This window comes from Vibrio sp. SALL6, assembly GCF_002002385.1.
GTDB lineage: Bacteria > Pseudomonadota > Gammaproteobacteria > Enterobacterales > Vibrionaceae > Vibrio > Vibrio parahaemolyticus.
The window spans coordinates 1-17284 of the sequence record NZ_MQVK01000022.1 but is presented as its reverse complement, the minus strand read 5'-3'; the positions used below and the strand labels follow the sequence as shown (position 1 = coordinate 17284).

Below are 17284 nucleotides of genomic sequence, written 5' to 3'. Positions count from 1 at the left end.
GTCTCATCGAGATTCACTTAATCTCAGTCATTTAGTAACATTCTGCGTAACACTAACCAATAACAACACAAATTAGTGTTACATCAGAAAGGAACTATTAAAATGGCTAAGCAAATCAAGCCCTTATCACCGACTCAAGTAACCAAAGCTAAGCCCTTAGAGAAAGAATATTCGCTTGCCGATGGCAATGGTCTGTACTTACGTGTAAAGCCCAATGGCGCAAAACTTTGGATTTTCAACTATATCCATCCAACTACTAAAAAACGTAAGAACATCAGTCTTGGTGCATTTCCTGACATCACTCTCGCGTCCGCGAGAGAAAAAACAAGAGACATGCGACAGTTGGTAGCAGAGGGTGTAGATCCTAAGACTCACAGAGATAACCAACGTTTTAATACTCAGATAGCACAGTCTCACACATTAAGAGCTGTCGCTGAAGAATGGTTTGAAGTGAAGAAGCATGATGTATCAGATGATTATGCAGATGACATTTGGCGCTCTCTTGAGCTTCATATTTTCCCTAACTTAGGAAATATGCCAGTTAGCGAATTAAGTGCTCCAACAGTGATTCAAACATTACGGCCTTGTGAAGCGAAAGGAGCTTTAGAAACAGTAAGACGCGTCTGTCAGCGCTTGAACGAGATTATGACGTATGCACATCACTGCGGCAAAGTTGAAGTCAATCGGCTCGAAAAAATCTCGAAAGCTTTCAAAAAGCCAAAAGCTGAACACATGCTTACGATAAAGCCTGATGAGCTAAATATTCTTATGCAAAAAATGTCATTGGCAAATATCAAGCTTACTACTCGTTGTGCCTTTGAGTTTCAGCTTCACACGCTAACTCGCCCAAATGAGTGCACTAGAGCCGAATGGAATGAGATAGATTTCGAAAACAGGCTTTGGATCATTGGTCGAGATAAAATGAAAATGAAACGTGACCATAAGATCCCTCTTTCAGACGCTGCATTACAGCTATTGAACTTTATGAAGCCTATATCATTCGGTCAACGATATGTTTTCCCAAGCGCTAGCTCAGCAGACAAACACATGAACAGTCAAAGTATCAACGCCGCAATGAAACGTGCAGGTATGGCAGGAAAGCTGGTGAGCCATGGTATACGCTCAATCGGCAGTACAGCGCTCAACGAACAGGGCTTCAACAAAGATGCTATTGAGCTGTGTCTAGCACACGTAGACAAGAACACGATTCGTGACATCTACAACAATGCTGAGTACCTTCAGGAGCGTCGTAAGATAATGGAATGGTGGAGCAACTTCATACTTGATGCTTCTAAAAACACCAACACAATAGCCAAACCATCAAAATAAGTGATACAAATCACACTTTCAATAAGATGCGGGTGTTTTTGTATTGACGATGAGAATCACCCGCATTATTTTAAATCGCGTCTAAATATTTAATTTTTACATAGGAAACAGACATTTAAAGTCCGCTCCGCGGCAACAGCCTTATGCTCGTTAAACTTCGGTTTAACTATTTTTTATTGTTTTAGCACTAACTTAATTTTCTGAGTCTTTTTTTAAGACTTCTTTATTTTATTACATACACAACACCTTCCCTCCTGTTGCGAAGGGTGAGGCTGTTACCAACATAAAGGTTTCAGTCCTAGGTTATTATTACTTTGCTGAAGTTAAATTTCAGTGGATCAGTGTAAGTATTAGAATATGAAGGCGGTGCTAGACATGAATTAACATAGGTTATCGTTATGTCTGTAAATACAACTCCTCTTCTAAAAATCGTACGTAAACCTGACGTTCTACAACGCGTACCCTTCTCAAGAGCGACTCTCCACCGCAAAATTAACGATGGAACATTTCCACCTTCAATTCCCCTTGGTGCAAACTCTGTTGGTTTCTTGTCTCATGAGGTCGATGCCATTATCGCAGCCATGGCACTAGGCAAAGATCTACATCAAACCGTTTCTCATCTTGTTGAGCAAAGACAGTCTCTTTTCGACAACAGTCTCTATGCACTAGCCGCATAACTAAAAACTCTCACTAAGCACAAATAAATCAATTGTTTACTGCATGCTTTAGCATGCTGGTAAAAGTGCAGAGTTCTTTAGTTATATATATTACTTAGAAACTTTGCACTTTTACGTTCTACTAGGAATAAGAATAAATGAACGTTATCGCGCAATCTCAAGCCTCAGAACATACACTGGTTCGTTCAACAGAGTCCTGCTCAGTCGCTATTCTTAGCGGCGAGTCTCTAAGCTTCGATCATGACAAGTACAGGGTCGTTGCTGTTCGCAACGACAAAAACAACCTGGCTGAAGTTATCCGCTATTACCGTGATGCTGGCTTCAATAGCATCAAGTTAATCATTGATTCAAAAAAGCTCCCTGATCAAGCTGTAGATTTCATGATGATTAATTATCGCCATGCTAGGTGTGATCTTTATGATTTAGCGTCAAAGCGACTCTACTGTCTGAAAGACTACAACGATACAATCCAGTATCTATCTCTTTGCTATCAGTTGACGAATTGCGGCATGCGGGGTGACGAAATCATTGACTGGCTAGCTAAAAAACTAGTCCGTACAATTCCTCTGATCTGTTCCGATGCTAAATCATGCTTGAGAACTTACCGTTTCTGTCTTCACAAAGACAATAATTTCCTAAGCAAAGTTTTAGATTGCCTTGAACTACAGCTACACCACTATCATTCGTCAGTTCAAGATTTTATGAAGCTTAGAACGCCGACGAAAACAATCCGTACTTCAACTCTCGACTGTCCAGAAGTGTGTGAAGCGCTAGCCAATGAGCGAACCCTTGCGATTAAATCTGCAACAGGGACTGGTAAAACGAAACACGTCTTTGGCCCTATTACTCAGCTAGCTGAGCAAAACAATAAATCCGTGGTATATCTTTCTCACCTGATGGCTTTAGTAGAACAATACTGCATTCAAAATCATGCGGTCAGCTATACCACTCAAAACTTAACTCAGCTTGAACAGTCGAAAGCGATGGGATTAGTCGTCAATAGTGTGTGGAAAGCACATATCCAAGCATATTGCCACAATGCTGATACCTTGATTATTGATGAGTTTGAGAAAGTAATTTCAACTGTCGTGTGTTCGGAGCATTCACTACAAATGCCTAAACAACGCGTCTTTCATTGCTTGTCTGAGATTATTCGCTCCATTCCACAAGTCATTGTGGGCGATGCTGATCTTTCCGATATTAGTTTAGGCTTCTTGAAGGATTTACGAGGTGACGTGACTTTAATCCAGTGCGACAAAAACCCATATCTGGGAATTGAAGCAGTTATCACAGATAAAAATCAGTATCTTTATAGTCAGGATGATCTCAAGTCCAAATTGTTGGAGGACAAGGTGTTTCTCTTTGACTCGCTAGTGACACTTCGAGGAGTAGTTAAACAACTTGGTTATGAGGACAAACAAGGTTTAGATAGTGAGACTGCGGCTCTAAACGACGGTGTGCTAGTCATTCACGGGGAGAATAAAGGAATGGACGCACAACGTGCTTTTCTGGCTAACCCGAATGAAGAAATCTCCAAATACAAAGCGATTATCGCTTCTCCCTGTCTAGGGTCAGGCTTCTCAATCGTCAAAAACTTTGCCAATAGAGTTGTCGTATTCTGTGACAAAACACTAAATCCATTTGAACTAGTTAACTTCGCACGTCGATTCCGTAAAGCAAAGGAGATTTGTTTCACCGTAGATGCCCATCAAGACTTCTTCTGCCGCCCGACAAGGGCAAGAGTCTACAATGCGAATATTCACTCAGCGCCAACAGACCACCTAGAGATTGCATTCGGTAACGTGAAATCACAGTTCACCGCACCTCTGGGGCTACATCTATGGCTAACATTGAAGGAACTCGGCTTTCATGTTGATCCGCTACCATCCTCAGTGTACTCACAGAGCTGTGGGTCTAAAACGAACAAGCAATATTTAAAAGCTTACAGAGAGGCGTTGGTCAACGCCATTATGCAATCTGTCGATTTAACCCAGCATGACGTGAAGCGGCTTATGATGGCTGATAAGCGCACAGCCAGTGACAACGCAGCCATCTCGAAGCATACAATCAAAAGCTACTATCATTTGACTGAAGTCACGAAAGAGGATGTCGAGTTTCATTTCCTGTTTTCTAAGAACAGAAAGCTCTTCGACAAGCTATTTTCTGTTCCAGCGCCAAACGAAGATAACAGCAAGTACTCAACATATCGCCGCTTGGCGAATTTAATCAATGAGGGTCTGTTCAACGGACACCAGCTTAATTCTCAATCACCTTCTATCATGATCCATAGGGAGCAGATTTTGGGGTTTGTTAATCTGATGATCGAAAATCGGGACTTAGTCAATTGGACACTGCACAAAGATACTCACATCCCACTATCACTCAACGAAAACAGCACGACAAATAAAAAGATGCTGTATTTTGGGCAACTCATGAAGTCTCTGGGTTTTGAAATCGGTAGATTTAGCGGAACAACAAATAAAGCGAAAATCTCTCTGACTCAAAGGGCGCGTAGCTACACTAGATTAAGTACCGAGTCTCTAGATATCGTTGCTTAACTGACTTCCCGTTATGCTATTGCATAACGGGATAACTATTTCCACGAATAGCATCTGGTATTTCATGCATACCGTTACCCACTTCACTGATAAGTCAGTATCTTTTCTGCTTTTATGCATCCTTTGGTATAGTCATGAAATGCATTTGTACTGAGCTGGCTAATCGCATGGAATCGACAATCAATAAATCAAAGCTATCTGAAACCGACATCATCACGAAATTCATTCTTCCTGCTATCAAAGATGCGGGGTGGGATGATATGTCTCAAATCCGTCAAGAGGTAAAACTGCGTGACGGTAAGGTCATTGTTCGTGGTCAGGCAGCGGCGAGGAAAAAGGTTAAGTCTGCGGACATCGTCCTTTACCACAAACCGAGTATGCCTCTAGCCGTTGTCGAAGCAAAAGCGAATAAGCATGAAATCGGCAAAGGTATGCAACAAGGTCTAGATTACGCCAGCTTACTTGAAGTCCCTTTTGTCTTTGCCTCAAATGGCGACGGTTTTATCTTCCACGACAAAACCAACCCAGCTCAACTCGAAACTGAAATTCGACTTGAAGACTTCCCAACACCTCAGCAACTGTGGGACAAGTACTGCGTTTGGAAAGGCTATAAAACCGAGCACCTTCCAGTTATTACTCAAGATTACCATGATGATGGTAGCGGTAAGTCTCCGCGCTACTATCAGCTACAGGCGATAAACAAAACTGTGGAAGCGGTCGCAGCAGGACAAAACCGTGTACTCTTGGTTATGGCAACAGGTACGGGTAAAACTTACACTGCATTCCAGATTATTTGGCGACTGTGGAAGTCCCGAGCCAAAAAACGCATCCTGTTTTTGGCGGACAGAAACGTTCTGGTCGATCAAACTAAGAGGAACGATTTCCAGCCGTTTGGCCCCGCTATGACCAAAGTCACTGGTCGAACAGTCGATCCCGCTTACGAAATCCACCTAGCTCTGTATCAAGCTTTGACTGGCCCAGAAGAGCACCAAAAAGCATACAAACAGGTCGATCCTGATTTCTTTGATCTTATTGTCGTTGACGAGTGCCATCGTGGCAGTGCCGCTGAGGACAGTGCATGGCGCGAGATTCTTGAGTATTTCGGTTCAGCGACTCAAATAGGGCTAACCGCGACACCGAAAGAAACCGATATCGTGTCTAACACCGAGTACTTTGGCGATGCCATTTATACCTACTCTCTAAAGCAAGGTATTGAAGACGGTTTCTTAGCCCCTTACAAAGTTGTGCGTGTAGATATCGATGTAGATTTACAAGGTTGGCGACCAACCAAAGGACAAGTCGATAAACATGGTGAAGTCATCGAAGACAGAATCTATAACCAGAAAGACTTCGACAGAACTATGGTCATTGATGAGCGAACAGAACTGGTTGCACAGACCATCACCAGCTACCTCAAGCGCACCGACCCGATGGCGAAAACCATTGTTTTCTGCAATGACATTGACCATGCAGAACGTATGCGACGAGCACTAATCAACTGCAACCCTGAGCAAGTTGCTAAAAATGAAAAATACGTAATGAAAATTACTGGTGATGATGAAATCGGCAAAGCTCAGCTTGATAACTTCATCAGCCCCAAAAAGGCTTACCCTGTTATCGCAACCACCTCAGAACTTATGACAACAGGTGTCGATGCAAAAACTTGCAAACTGGTTGTTCTTGACCAGGGCATTCAGTCGATGACCAAGTTTAAGCAGATTATCGGTCGCGGTACTCGTATCGATGATCGTTACGGAAAGCTATGGTTTACCATTCTTGACTTCAAAAAGGCGACTGAACTGTTCGCTGATGAGCGCTTTGATGGTGTCCCCGAGCGAGTTAAAGAAACAAGACCCGAAGACTTCGAAACCGATGAAGGACTCGATGAGATCATCGATGGTGAGGATGAACTTGAACAACATAATCCATTTGAAGGGGAAGATATTGACCCTGAAAGCATCCATGAATCAGAAGCTCCATACGACTCAGGTTCATCTCCTTCTGACGGTAGCAATTCCGATGATGATTGGCAGGATGAAAATCGAGTTAGAAAGTTCCATGTCAACGGTGTAACGGTGAAAGCCATTGCCGAACGTGTTCAATACTACGATTCCGACGGTAAACTCGTAACCGAATCGTTCAAAGACTATACCCGCAAGACGATGGCAAAACAGTTCACCTCAATGGATGACTTCGTTAAGCGCTGGCAAGATGCCGATAAAAAGCAAGCAATCATTGATGAACTGGCAGAGGAAGGCATCATCTGGGAAGCGTTAGAGCTGGAAGTCGGCAAAGATCTCGATCCATTCGACATGATTTGTCATGTCGTGTATGACCAACCAGCACTCACCAGAAAAGAACGCGCTGACAACGTCAAAAAGCGCAACTACTTCACTAAGTACGGTGAAACGGCTCAGCAGGTGTTGAACAACCTACTGGACAAGTACGCAGACAAAGGCGTTCAAGAGATTGAAAATATTCATGTACTCAAAGTTAAGCCTTTTGACGAGATGGGACGCCCTGCTGAAATCGTCAAAAAGTGCTTTGGTGGTAGAGAGCAATACTTAGAAGCGATTTCTGAATTGGAAGCTGAGATTTATCAATCAGCCTAATCACCACTACCCCGCATTGCTACTCGGCTACCTTCAGGTAGCCGTTAACTTTATTCGCCTTTTAAGTTCCAAAATCCATACGCTGGCGGATGTGTTCATGGGCAGACGGGGAAATATCGTTCCCTTTAAACCGACGATTCAAGTTTTTAGCTGCAACCAAGGTCGAGCCAGAGCCAAAAAACGGATCAACAACTAGCTCGCCTTCTCTGCTACTTTGAGCGACCAGAACTTCCAAGAGACTTACTGGCTTTTCAGTTGGATACCCTCTATAGACCCGTTTATGAGTCAGTATGTCAGGTATGCTCAAATCATTAAGCTTCCTCTTGCCCTTTTCAAAAAACAGTATGTATTCGTGTCGAGCACGGTAATGGTAACCCATACCAATACTAACCTTGTCCCAGATAATTGGTTTCCAGAATTTAAAGCCTACTTTTTCCGCAATCGGTTTAATGACGAACATCGTTTCTTGATCGCAGAAAAGGTAGAAATGTGCATTCTTTTTGAGCACACGATAAACTTCGTGTAGTAGCTCTTCAAATCTTGCATTTGGGAATATCTCAAACCATTGATTGCTTGAGGACTTACTGACTTTAAGTCTTGTTGTCGTACCGATCTTTCGGTGTTTCTCTAGAGATTCATAAGGTGGATCTGTTATTAGCAAATCAACGCTCGCAGAATCGAGCATTGATAGCCAGTTTACTGCATCATCTTGGGATAAATTCATTCGATTCCTAAACAAGACTACTGCACGTTTTTCCATTCATATATGTATGAGATAGCTCACCTTTATTTAGGCGGCGACAATCGATACAGTAGCTCTGGTAGCCTTCGGGGTTCCTAGCCGTCACTCTAGCAGGAGTTTTGCCAAAGGACGATGGATAGGGATGAAAAACATGCTCTCCTCCATTTGCATCAGAACAATGGGGGCAGGACTTAAATTTTTGGCCCGTGTGGGGGTCTCTCTTGTGTATCATTCCTACGTTCAAACGTTTGTTACAACAACTGCAAGTCATGCAAAGCACCTCTTTAAGTATCATAGACGCTTTATGATACGGGCTGCTTATAAATCAAACAGTGAGGAAAGCAACAAAGTTCGTTTTAGCTGCATAGCAAGGTAACTTTCTAGTCCTTACAAATTAGCATCCGCTTGGTTTCCTCGATAGAGATAAGACCCCAGCCTAAATTCTCATTAATTACGATCAGTTTTGTATCAGGCAAAACGCTCATTGCTTCATCTATAGCCAACTTTAATGAGTCGAAATCAAGGCTCATAGCTCGAAGATCCGTTCTCTCTTTTCCCACAACATCGTACCAATGCCCCTTGTACACAGCGCCCCCCTAATATTTCCCACCTAAAACAATTTCATAACTTACACATTATTTAACATATTAAGCATCTATGCATTCATTTTCATTATCTAGTGTGTTGGAGATCTCGGAAAGCCCATCTATAAGGCATTGATTTAAACATGTGTGTCCTACGTATTTAGGCACAACAACTCCCAATCCCAAAGCAATAAACTCTGGGTGTTCTGATACGATTTTTACGTACTGTTCTAGCCTATCTTCTGGTGTAGAAGGACGTTGAAGTTGTTTTTTTAACGTCTGTTGAAATTTGCTCACAGCCTCGGGATCTACATCATGAAGCTCCTCATACTCAGAGCAATAAAGCTCTTCATATAATACATCGGCCAGTTGCTTATGGCTCCAGCCTAACGCATCCAACATAGTTCGAATTTGCTTTTGTTTTTGGGTTGTCCCCATTTGTCCCTACCCTACTAGTTACTATGCAATGGTCTCAGCGGAGACAATCATTCATAAACGAAAAGGAAAATACTATGTCTAAAAACAAAGCACCAATGACCCCAGAAGCCGCTGCTCGCATTCAAGCGAATCAAGCAAAACAAAATGGCGGACAAGTCTCTAAAGATTCGTTCGCTGCCCGCGCTCAACGCGCTGCTGCCAACAACCAAAAACAAGGTAAATAGGAGTAACCATCATGGCAAAACCAAGTTCTGCACCAAAAACTGCGCCGAAAGGTAATCCAAACTACCCAAGCACAACTGGCAAACCTTCAGGCAAAGGTCGTGGCAACACACCTAAACGCTAAACACATTAGATATAAATGAGGCAGTCTAGCTGCCTCATTTTTCTATTATGAACAACTTCTTGCATTCAGCTTGAAGTTACTTAAAAACAAGTTTTGATCAGATTTGTAATCGGAATACGGCACGGACTTTTCTGTTTGTGAAAGAGCGCATAAACACGTTTCTCGCTTACTCTCATACCAACTCACCGACACCATATTTTTTGACGAGTTTATGCAGGTATCAACGATGGCATACTCTACTTCTAATGGGTAACGCTCTTCATCAAAAGCACCATTCACCTTATAGCCACCAACCACGCCCACGACCAATGCCGTACTGGCAGACACCAGTTTCCGTTTACTAAATTTAAAGCCTTTGAAGCTTTTTTCACACTTCTCACACGAGATATTCTCTGCATATTCAATAACATTGTCAGTGTGACAATGGGGACACTCAACCTTCATTTTCTAGACAACCTGGTTATATTTTTTATTATTTCATTTATATCACTGATTCATTATTAAACCACAATTACAAACATAGTTTCATAGCGATAAGTTCATTTTCTTCGATCCATTTCTGCTATAATCTGCCTCAATTTTTTCAGTCATTTAGTAGTAGAACTTCATGTCAATCAGTTCAGTTATCAAGTCTATTCAAGACATCATGCGTAAAGATGCGGGTGTTGATGGTGACGCGCAGCGTCTAGGTCAAATGTCGTGGCTTTTATTCCTTAAAGTGTTTGATGCTCAAGAGGAAGAACTAGAGTTCGAGTTAGATGATTACCGCGACCCCATCCCAGCCAAGTACCTATGGCGCAACTGGGCGGCAGATAACCAAGGCATTACAGGTGATGAGCTGCTGGAGTTCATCAATGATGACCTATTCCCGACGTTAAAAAACCTAACCGCACCGAAAGACACCAACCCACGTGGTTTTGTGGTGAAAGAAGCATTTAGTGACGCCTTCAACTACATGAAAAATGGCACACTGCTTCGCCAAGTGATTAACAAGCTCAACGAAATCGACTTTACTGACTCTAAAGAACGTCACCTGTTTGGTGATATCTACGAGCAAATCCTACGCGACCTACAAAGCGCAGGTAATGCGGGTGAGTTCTACACCCCTCGTGCAGTAACCCGCTTTATCGTAAACAGACTGGATCCAAAGCTAGGCGAACAAATTATGGATCCCGCCTGCGGCACGGGTGGATTCCTAGCTTGCTCATTCGATCACGTTAAAGAGAACTACGTGACCAGTGCAGCCGACCACCAAACGCTGCAAAAGCAAATTCATGGTGTAGAGAAGAAACAACTGCCACATTTGCTGTGTATCACCAATATGATGCTCCACGGCATCGAAGTCCCCGTGCAGATCAAGCACGGCAACACGCTTAACAAGCCGCTTTCAAACTGGGACAGCAATATCAATGTGATTGCGACAAACCCACCTTTTGGCGGTACAGAAGAGGATGGGATTGAAAAAAACTTCCCTGCCGAAATGCAGACTCGTGAAACGGCTGACCTGTTCTTGCAGCTTATTGTCGAAGTATTGGATAAAGATGGTCGCGCTGGTGTGGTACTACCTGATGGCACCTTGTTTGGTGAAGGCGTAAAAACCAAAATCAAAAAGATGCTGACGGAAGAGTGTAACCTGCACACGATTGTTCGCTTACCTAATGGCGTGTTCAACCCATACACGGGCATTAAGACCAACATACTGTTCTTTACCAAAGGCCAACCGACCAAAGAAGTGTGGTTCTATGAGCACCCCTACCCAGAAGGCGTGAAGAACTACAGCAAAACCAAACCAATGAAGTTTGAGGAATTCCAGCAAGAGATCGATTGGTGGGGTAACGAGGCCGATGGATTCGCTAGCCGCACCGAGACCAAGCAAGCTTGGAAAGTGTCGATTGAAGATATTATCGAGCGCAATTTTAACCTTGATATTAAAAATCCTTATCAGGACGAAGTCGTCAGCCATGATCCTGAAGAGTTACTGGCTAACTATCAGCAGCAACAACAAGACATCAAAGCACTGCGTGATCAACTGAAAAGCATTCTCGGTGATGCTCTTAGCTCTACCATTCAAGGTAAAAAGCAAGGTGGAGAACAATAATGGCAGCCGACCAATCTCCTATGAATAAGCTAATCACCGAACATATTGATATTTGGACTTCCGCAGTTAAGACCAAATCGATCTCTGGCCGCGGTAGCAGCAAGAAGCTAGAGCTTTATGGAATTAAAAAGCTACGTGAACTCATTATCGAACTAGCAATCCAAGGGAAACTCACGGCAAGCCTAGATTTCAAAGGAAGTGCGAAGAAAAGCGTTGAAGATGCGATAGTTGCAAAATTTAATTTGTCCAAAGAAAGGAATATCCGTGGAGATAAAGAAACCTATTCTTCTGATAGGGCAAAAGGCTTCCCATTGCACTGGGAGACCATATGTGTTGGGCAAGTAGCGCATGTATTGGGAGGTAAACGAGTTCCTAAAGGATATAAACTCTCAGAACAACCAACTGATTTCGTTTATCTTCGTGTTACTGACATGAAGAACCAATCTATAGATGAATCAGACCTACGCTATATTTCAGAAGAAGTTTTTAAGCAAATATCTCGATACACAATTAATACTGGAGATGTCTACGTCACGATAGCAGGTACGATTGGGGCTGTTGGTACAATCCCACCTCACCTTGATGGTATGAGTCTAACAGAAAATGCTGCAAAACTAGTGTTCAGTGGCCTTTCAAAAAAATACCTAGTAACTGTTTTGCAATCCAGCTTTGTAACGAGACAGTTCAATGATGCGGTAAACCAAATGGCTCAACCCAAATTATCGTTGAACTCTATAAAACATACCTGTATTCCGATTCCTCCACTCGAAGAACAGGAGTACATTGCTGATAAAGTCGATGAACTCATGGCGCTCTGCGACCAGCTAGAGCAACAAACTGAAGCCAGTATCGAAGCGCATCAAGTGCTGGTAACAACTCTGTTAGACACACTCACTAACTCTGCCGATGCTGACGAGTTAATGCAAAACTGGGCGCGAATCAGTGAGCATTTCGATACCCTATTCACCACTGAAGAAAGCATCGACCAGCTTAAGCAAACCATCCTACAACTGGCGGTGATGGGTAAGCTGGTTCCACAAGATCCAAGTGATGAACCTGCTGCTGAGTTACTGAAAAGAATTGCGGAAGAAAAAGCACAGTTAGTCAAAGAGAAGAAAATCAAAAAGCAAAAAGCGCTGCCACCGATCTCTGAAGATGAAAAGCCGTTTGAACTGCCGAGTGGGTGGGAGTGGTGTCACTTGAACTCATTAATTAGTGAAATGGATGCTGGTTGGAGTCCAGCTTGTCCACCAGAGGCATCTCCAAACCACGAAACTTGGGGTGTACTTAAAACAACTGCCGTTCAGAATATGGAGTATAGAGAATATGAAAATAAAGTTCTCAGCTCCTCCAAGGAACCTCGACCTCAATATGAGGTAAAGAATGGAGATATTTTGATTACTAGAGCAGGCCCCAAAAACAGAGTAGGAGTCTCTTGCTTGGTTCAAACCACAAGGCCTAAGCTTATGATCTCAGATAAAATTATTCGCTTTCACCTAATAGAACTTGGGATGTCTAACAACTTCGTTTCGCTGTGTCTAAACGCGGGGGCTACTTCAGAGTATCTGGAATCATCTAAATCTGGCATGGCAGAAAGTCAAATGAACATATCTCAAGACAAGTTGAAAATGGCACCAATCCCACTCCCCCCCATTAGAGAACAGACTCTGATTGCGAAGAAAGTAGAGGAGCTAATTGATCTATGCGATAAGCTCAAACTTTCTTTAGAAAAAGGAAAGCATGCACATTTCCAATTTACTGATAGTGTGATCGAACAAGCGGTGTAACTATGAGCCTGTACAATATCGCCAATAAAAACCTCACCGCACTGACACCGACCACCTTTGCAGCCGAAGGGCTGCAAGAACGGCACGATTTGCAAGAAGCGCTGAAAGGCTGTATTGATGCCATCGCCCCTGATTGCGTGGTGATATCAGAGGAATTTTCTGACTGGGAAGACAGCCGTCGCCGTATTGACTTGTTAGCCATCGACAAGAATGCCAACTTAGTCGTCATCGAGCTTAAGCGGGATGAAATCGGTGCGCATATGGAGCTGCAAGCGCTACGCTATGCCGCGATGATCTCTACCATGACGTTCGATAAAGCATGTGACTACTATGCCCAGTACCTGAAGAAAGAAGGCCAAGAGATTGATGCCCGCGAAGCAATTCTGGAGTTTGTCGATCTGGATGAAAACAGCCTGGATGACTTTGGTAACGATGTTCGAATCGTTCTAGCATCAGCAGACTTCGGTAAAGAACTAACCACCTCTGTCTTGTGGCTGCGTGATAAAGGTATCGATATCAGTTGTGTGCGCCTCACGCCCTATCGCTACAAAGAAGATGTATTGATCAATGCAGAACAGATCATCCCTGTACCCGAGGTAGAAGAGTACCAGGTGAAGTTCCGCGAGAAGCGTGCCGAGCAGCGCACAAGCGTTCAAAAAGGCGAAAAAGATTACTCAGAGTATCGCTATAACGGTCATACCTATAAAAAGCGTCACCTAGCCCTAGCGTTAGTCACTGACTGGATTGAGAAGCATCAGCCGCAAAGCCTGAATGATGTGCTCAACGCATTTAACGAACCAGTAAGACGACGCATTGCCATCCTAGCGGATGAAATCCCTCAAGGTAGAATTCGCCGCTTCCACAGCGATGAAGACGCGCTGATTACGTTGCCTAACGATGAAGTGATAGCCATCACCAACCAGTGGAGCCTCAGCAATATCACTCGATTGATTCACTTTGCAGAGCAAAGTGGCATGGTTGTAGAGAAAGTAGACTGATTCTGTTAGTCAAAGTCTCAAGTAACAAGCTTTGAGTAGAACATAGTTCTCCTCGAAGCATTTTTTATTTGTTAATCAAATACTCAATCTTTAGATTTTGATAATTTGAGCGAGAACAGTGTTCTCGCAGTATCAATAGCCAGCTCACCAATACCCTGTTACTCAACTCGTTACTCAGAGAACATTGTTCTCTGTTATGAAAATTAGAGTGGATAGGAAATTTCAAGCTCATTTTCAAGCAAAGGCGACTGAGAAAGTCTAACCACACAAGAAACATAAAGCAGCAAGTGATGAGAAACAAGACACCAATAAAGACTTGATTGCATATATAAAAATCAATATGCTGTCGGAGCTTCACGCGAAAGGCGTGGAGGTTTGTGACAGATTGTCAATACCGTTGCGCTTGCGGAGCCAAGACAACAACATTGTCATGAGGTGTACGATTATCATCATATAGTCTCCATCGCAGATTACATTATACATCATTTCTAATAGATCGCGGCGAGTGCCTTTCGGGGCCAGATGATTGGTTAGGCCAGTTAGTTAAAGCCCAAGGGGATATACGGAAAGGCCGCATGTCCACTCCTCTTGGGTTTTGCTAGAACTTGTGCGCTCAAAGTATGAAAAAGGTGTCCGCTCCACTCTGGTATACAAAACGAAATTACCTTCACTTTGATGTACCTGTATCTGGAACAAAAGCAGAAAAGATCGTAACGAGTACAACATCTGTTGCCAGGCACGCATTTTTCCCTTTTATCTCCTACAGTTTCCAGCTAACTAAACTTGATAGAGATACTTCTACGGGTAAACTTTACCGCAAGCCAAAGCCAAGAGAGGTAGCATACTCTTCTCATATAGATAGCCATATTTATGCTTACTACGCTAATCAACTATCTAATTTATACGAACAAAAAGTTGAAAAATCAGGACTACATGAATCGGTTTTAGCATTTAGAAAGCTTGATGGAAAAAGTAATATCCATTTCGCGGACGATGCTTTTAATTACATACGTAAAATGAAAGAGTGTTCAGTTATCGCTCTCGATTTTTCTAAGTTTTTTAACACTCTTGACCATCGAATTCTAAAAGAAGAATGGAGTAAACTACTCCAAGTCAAACACCTTCCAAAAGATCACTACAACGTTTTTCGATCTCTAACCAAGTTTTCGACTGTCGAACGAGATGAGCTTTTCAAAACGTTTGGTATATCTCAATACAACCAAAAAGCGAATGGAAGAAATCGCGTCTGTACCCCACTTGAATTCAGAGAAAAAGTTCGTGGTTCTGGTTTGATAAACCCAAACCCAAATGGTGCTATGGGCATTCCTCAAGGCTCTCCAATCAGCGCATTACTTTCTAACATCTACATGTTCTCATTTGATAAACACATGAAGAATTATGTTGACTCTATCGGAGGAAAGTACTTTAGATATTGTGACGATATGCTGTTTATTGTTCCATCAGAGTATCGAGATACTGTTGAGAAGCTGGCTAATAGTAAAATTACAGCACTAAAGGTACAGATAAACAGCGATAAAACAGAAATCAGAGATTTTAAATTCCATAATGGACAACTTTGCTCATTTGACGAATTTGGCAAACAGAAACCGCTTCAATATCTAGGTTTCTTATTCGATGGACATTCTATCTTTCTTCGTTCTACAGCCCTCGCTCGCTACTCAGAAAAAATGAAAGGCGGTGTTAAATTGGCCAAGAAAACGATGGAGAAAGAGAACAGAATACGTAAAAGTAAAGGCGAACCAGAACAGAATCAGCTTTACAAGAGAAAGCTCCATCGCCTGTATTCTTACAGAGGAAGAAGAAACTTCCTCTCATACGGCTACCGAGCAGCCAAGATTATGAACTCAAAAAGTATCAAAAGACAATTGAAGCCTCTATGGCAACGGCTTCAAGACGAAATAAGCAAATAACGAGACGGATACCAGTAATTAGAACATATTTATTATGCTTCTGTTTTTTATTAATTATTCAAATAACCAATCTTTACTATTTTAGGGTTACCATAAGAACATTGTTCTGAGTAAAGAGCAGTTCATTCTCGATATGATTATCAGACATCAATTAGCAGCTTACTCAAAACTAGCGAAAGATAAGACTTCTACTGAATGTCGGCGAGAGAACTTGGTATTATTCGATAAGCTAGCGAGAACAAGGTTCTTACAATATCGTTTAAACCTCTTAGCTGATAACTACTACTGACTGGTAGATCTCCGCCTCTCGGTATCATGGAACATTGTTCTCATTGAACTCTTTCAGTTAGCCGCTTGTTCCAATGCCGCTTAACCGTGGGGACGGAGATGCCTAGAGCATTTGCTGTCTTAGATTGGCTCAGTCCCCTTGATCTACATTCTTGAACTTTTTGAGTTGTACTGATGGCTTCTGGTCGCCCAATCCGCTTACCCTCAGATTTAGCCCTAGCCTGCCCTTCCAATGTCCGCTCTCGAATACGGTTTCGCTCAAATTCAGCAAATGCTGAGAACATTTGCAGCATCAATCGTCCCTCCGCCGAGCTTAGATCAGCGGTCGGCAGATCCAGAGAAATTGGCGTAACACCTTTTTCTAACAGCATACTGATCGTATGCTGAACATCGATGTTATCTCTTCCAAGTCGATCAAGCTTAAGTACAACTAGTTTGTCCCCTGGCTCTAGTTTATGCTCAATCAACATTTTGAACTCACGTCGTTCTGTTGCAGGCACACTACCAGAAACTGTTTCATGGACAATTCGGTGTTCTTGAATATCGTAGCCAGCATTTCTGATAGCTAAGATCTGATTTGACACAGTTTGCTCACTAGTCGATACACGACAATAAGCGAATGTCCGTCCAATACTATTCACTACTCACTCCTTTTGGCATCACAATTGGTATCATCAACCTGCTAGGTGTCATAAAAATCCGAACCCTACTTTATGAGACCGCAAACACTTCATTCCCGTCTGGTATCAGAAAACGGATGTTTGTTGATACTACAGGGGTGTTTACATCTCGCTAAAGTTGACTAGTTAAGTCGATAATTAAGGCAAACCACCTTTGCCTTAATAAAAATCGAGTAAATAAATTATTACGCATAGATAAAAATCATTACTCTAAAT

Annotated in this window: 13 protein-coding genes; 9 read left to right on the top strand and 4 right to left on the bottom strand. The window is 42.6% G+C overall.

Going from position 1 to position 17284, the window contains the following annotated elements; all coding sequences use genetic code 11:
• Positions 1 to 102: 102 nt before the first annotated feature.
• The 4 genes from BIW15_RS13865 (at position 103) to hsdR (ending at position 7176) form a co-directional block, all read left to right on the top strand.
• Complete coding sequence (locus BIW15_RS13865; RefSeq protein ID WP_025506822.1) at positions 103 to 1329, top strand: integrase domain-containing protein; 1227 nt, start codon at positions 103 to 105, stop codon at positions 1327 to 1329.
• 398 nt (positions 1330 to 1727) lie between these two features.
• Complete coding sequence (locus BIW15_RS13860; protein WP_077281181.1) at positions 1728 to 2006, top strand: AlpA family transcriptional regulator; 279 nt, start codon at positions 1728 to 1730, stop codon at positions 2004 to 2006.
• Between the two features lie 137 nt (positions 2007 to 2143).
• Positions 2144 to 4564 carry a DEAD/DEAH box helicase gene (locus BIW15_RS13855; protein WP_025506825.1) on the top strand — a complete coding sequence of 807 codons (2421 nt, stop codon included), beginning with the start codon at positions 2144 to 2146 and terminating at the stop codon, positions 4562 to 4564.
• Between the two features lie 167 nt (positions 4565 to 4731).
• Entirely contained in the window at positions 4732 to 7176 is a 2445-nt protein-coding gene (gene hsdR / locus BIW15_RS13850) for an EcoAI/FtnUII family type I restriction enzme subunit R (protein ID WP_025507010.1), read from the top strand.
• A gap of 61 nt (positions 7177 to 7237) precedes the next feature.
• Here the strand turns inward: hsdR and BIW15_RS13845 are convergent, their stop codons facing one another.
• Together BIW15_RS13845 and BIW15_RS13830 are read right to left on the bottom strand one after the other, a co-directional pair.
• On the bottom strand, positions 7238 to 7900 hold the full coding sequence (locus BIW15_RS13845) for a site-specific DNA-methyltransferase (RefSeq protein ID WP_025506815.1): 663 nt from the start codon (positions 7898 to 7900) through the stop codon (positions 7238 to 7240).
• A gap of 665 nt (positions 7901 to 8565) precedes the next feature.
• Positions 8566 to 8940 (bottom strand): elongation factor Ts, encoded by a 375-nt coding sequence (locus BIW15_RS13830; RefSeq protein WP_077281179.1) that lies wholly within the window; start codon positions 8938 to 8940, stop codon positions 8566 to 8568.
• A gap of 74 nt (positions 8941 to 9014) precedes the next feature.
• Here BIW15_RS13830 and BIW15_RS13825 point away from each other — a divergent pair, with 74 nt between their 5' ends.
• The gene (locus BIW15_RS13825; RefSeq protein ID WP_017790133.1) at positions 9015 to 9164 is read left to right on the top strand and encodes a hypothetical protein; all 150 of its coding nucleotides are present in this window, start codon (positions 9015 to 9017) and stop codon (positions 9162 to 9164) included.
• 167 nt (positions 9165 to 9331) lie between these two features.
• Here the strand turns inward: BIW15_RS13825 and BIW15_RS13815 are convergent, their stop codons facing one another.
• Positions 9332 to 9730 carry a hypothetical protein gene (locus tag BIW15_RS13815; protein WP_011079925.1) on the bottom strand — a complete coding sequence of 133 codons (399 nt, stop codon included), beginning with the start codon at positions 9728 to 9730 and terminating at the stop codon, positions 9332 to 9334.
• Between the two features lie 163 nt (positions 9731 to 9893).
• Between BIW15_RS13815 and BIW15_RS13810 the strand changes: the two genes are divergently transcribed.
• The 4 genes from BIW15_RS13810 to drt2 all read left to right on the top strand — a co-directional run bounded on the left by BIW15_RS13810 (position 9894) and on the right by drt2 (position 16100).
• Positions 9894 to 11384 carry an N-6 DNA methylase gene (locus BIW15_RS13810; protein ID WP_077281178.1) on the top strand — a complete coding sequence of 497 codons (1491 nt, stop codon included), beginning with the start codon at positions 9894 to 9896 and terminating at the stop codon, positions 11382 to 11384.
• A complete protein-coding gene (locus BIW15_RS13805; protein ID WP_179115290.1) occupies positions 11384 to 13171 on the top strand; it encodes a restriction endonuclease subunit S in 1788 nt (595 codons plus the stop codon). Before BIW15_RS13810 ends, BIW15_RS13805 begins: the two co-directional genes overlap by 1 nt.
• A gap of 2 nt (positions 13172 to 13173) precedes the next feature.
• Entirely contained in the window at positions 13174 to 14169 is a 996-nt protein-coding gene (locus BIW15_RS13800; protein WP_143694963.1) for a hypothetical protein, read from the top strand.
• 620 nt (positions 14170 to 14789) lie between these two features.
• Positions 14790 to 16100 carry an antiviral reverse transcriptase Drt2 gene (drt2, locus tag BIW15_RS13795; RefSeq protein WP_025506640.1) on the top strand — a complete coding sequence of 437 codons (1311 nt, stop codon included), beginning with the start codon at positions 14790 to 14792 and terminating at the stop codon, positions 16098 to 16100.
• Between the two features lie 329 nt (positions 16101 to 16429).
• Here the strand turns inward: drt2 and BIW15_RS13790 are convergent, their stop codons facing one another.
• Positions 16430 to 17020, bottom strand: a complete 591-nt coding sequence (locus tag BIW15_RS13790; protein ID WP_025506639.1) for a recombinase family protein — start codon at positions 17018 to 17020, stop codon at positions 16430 to 16432.
• Positions 17021 to 17284 lie beyond the last annotated feature (264 nt).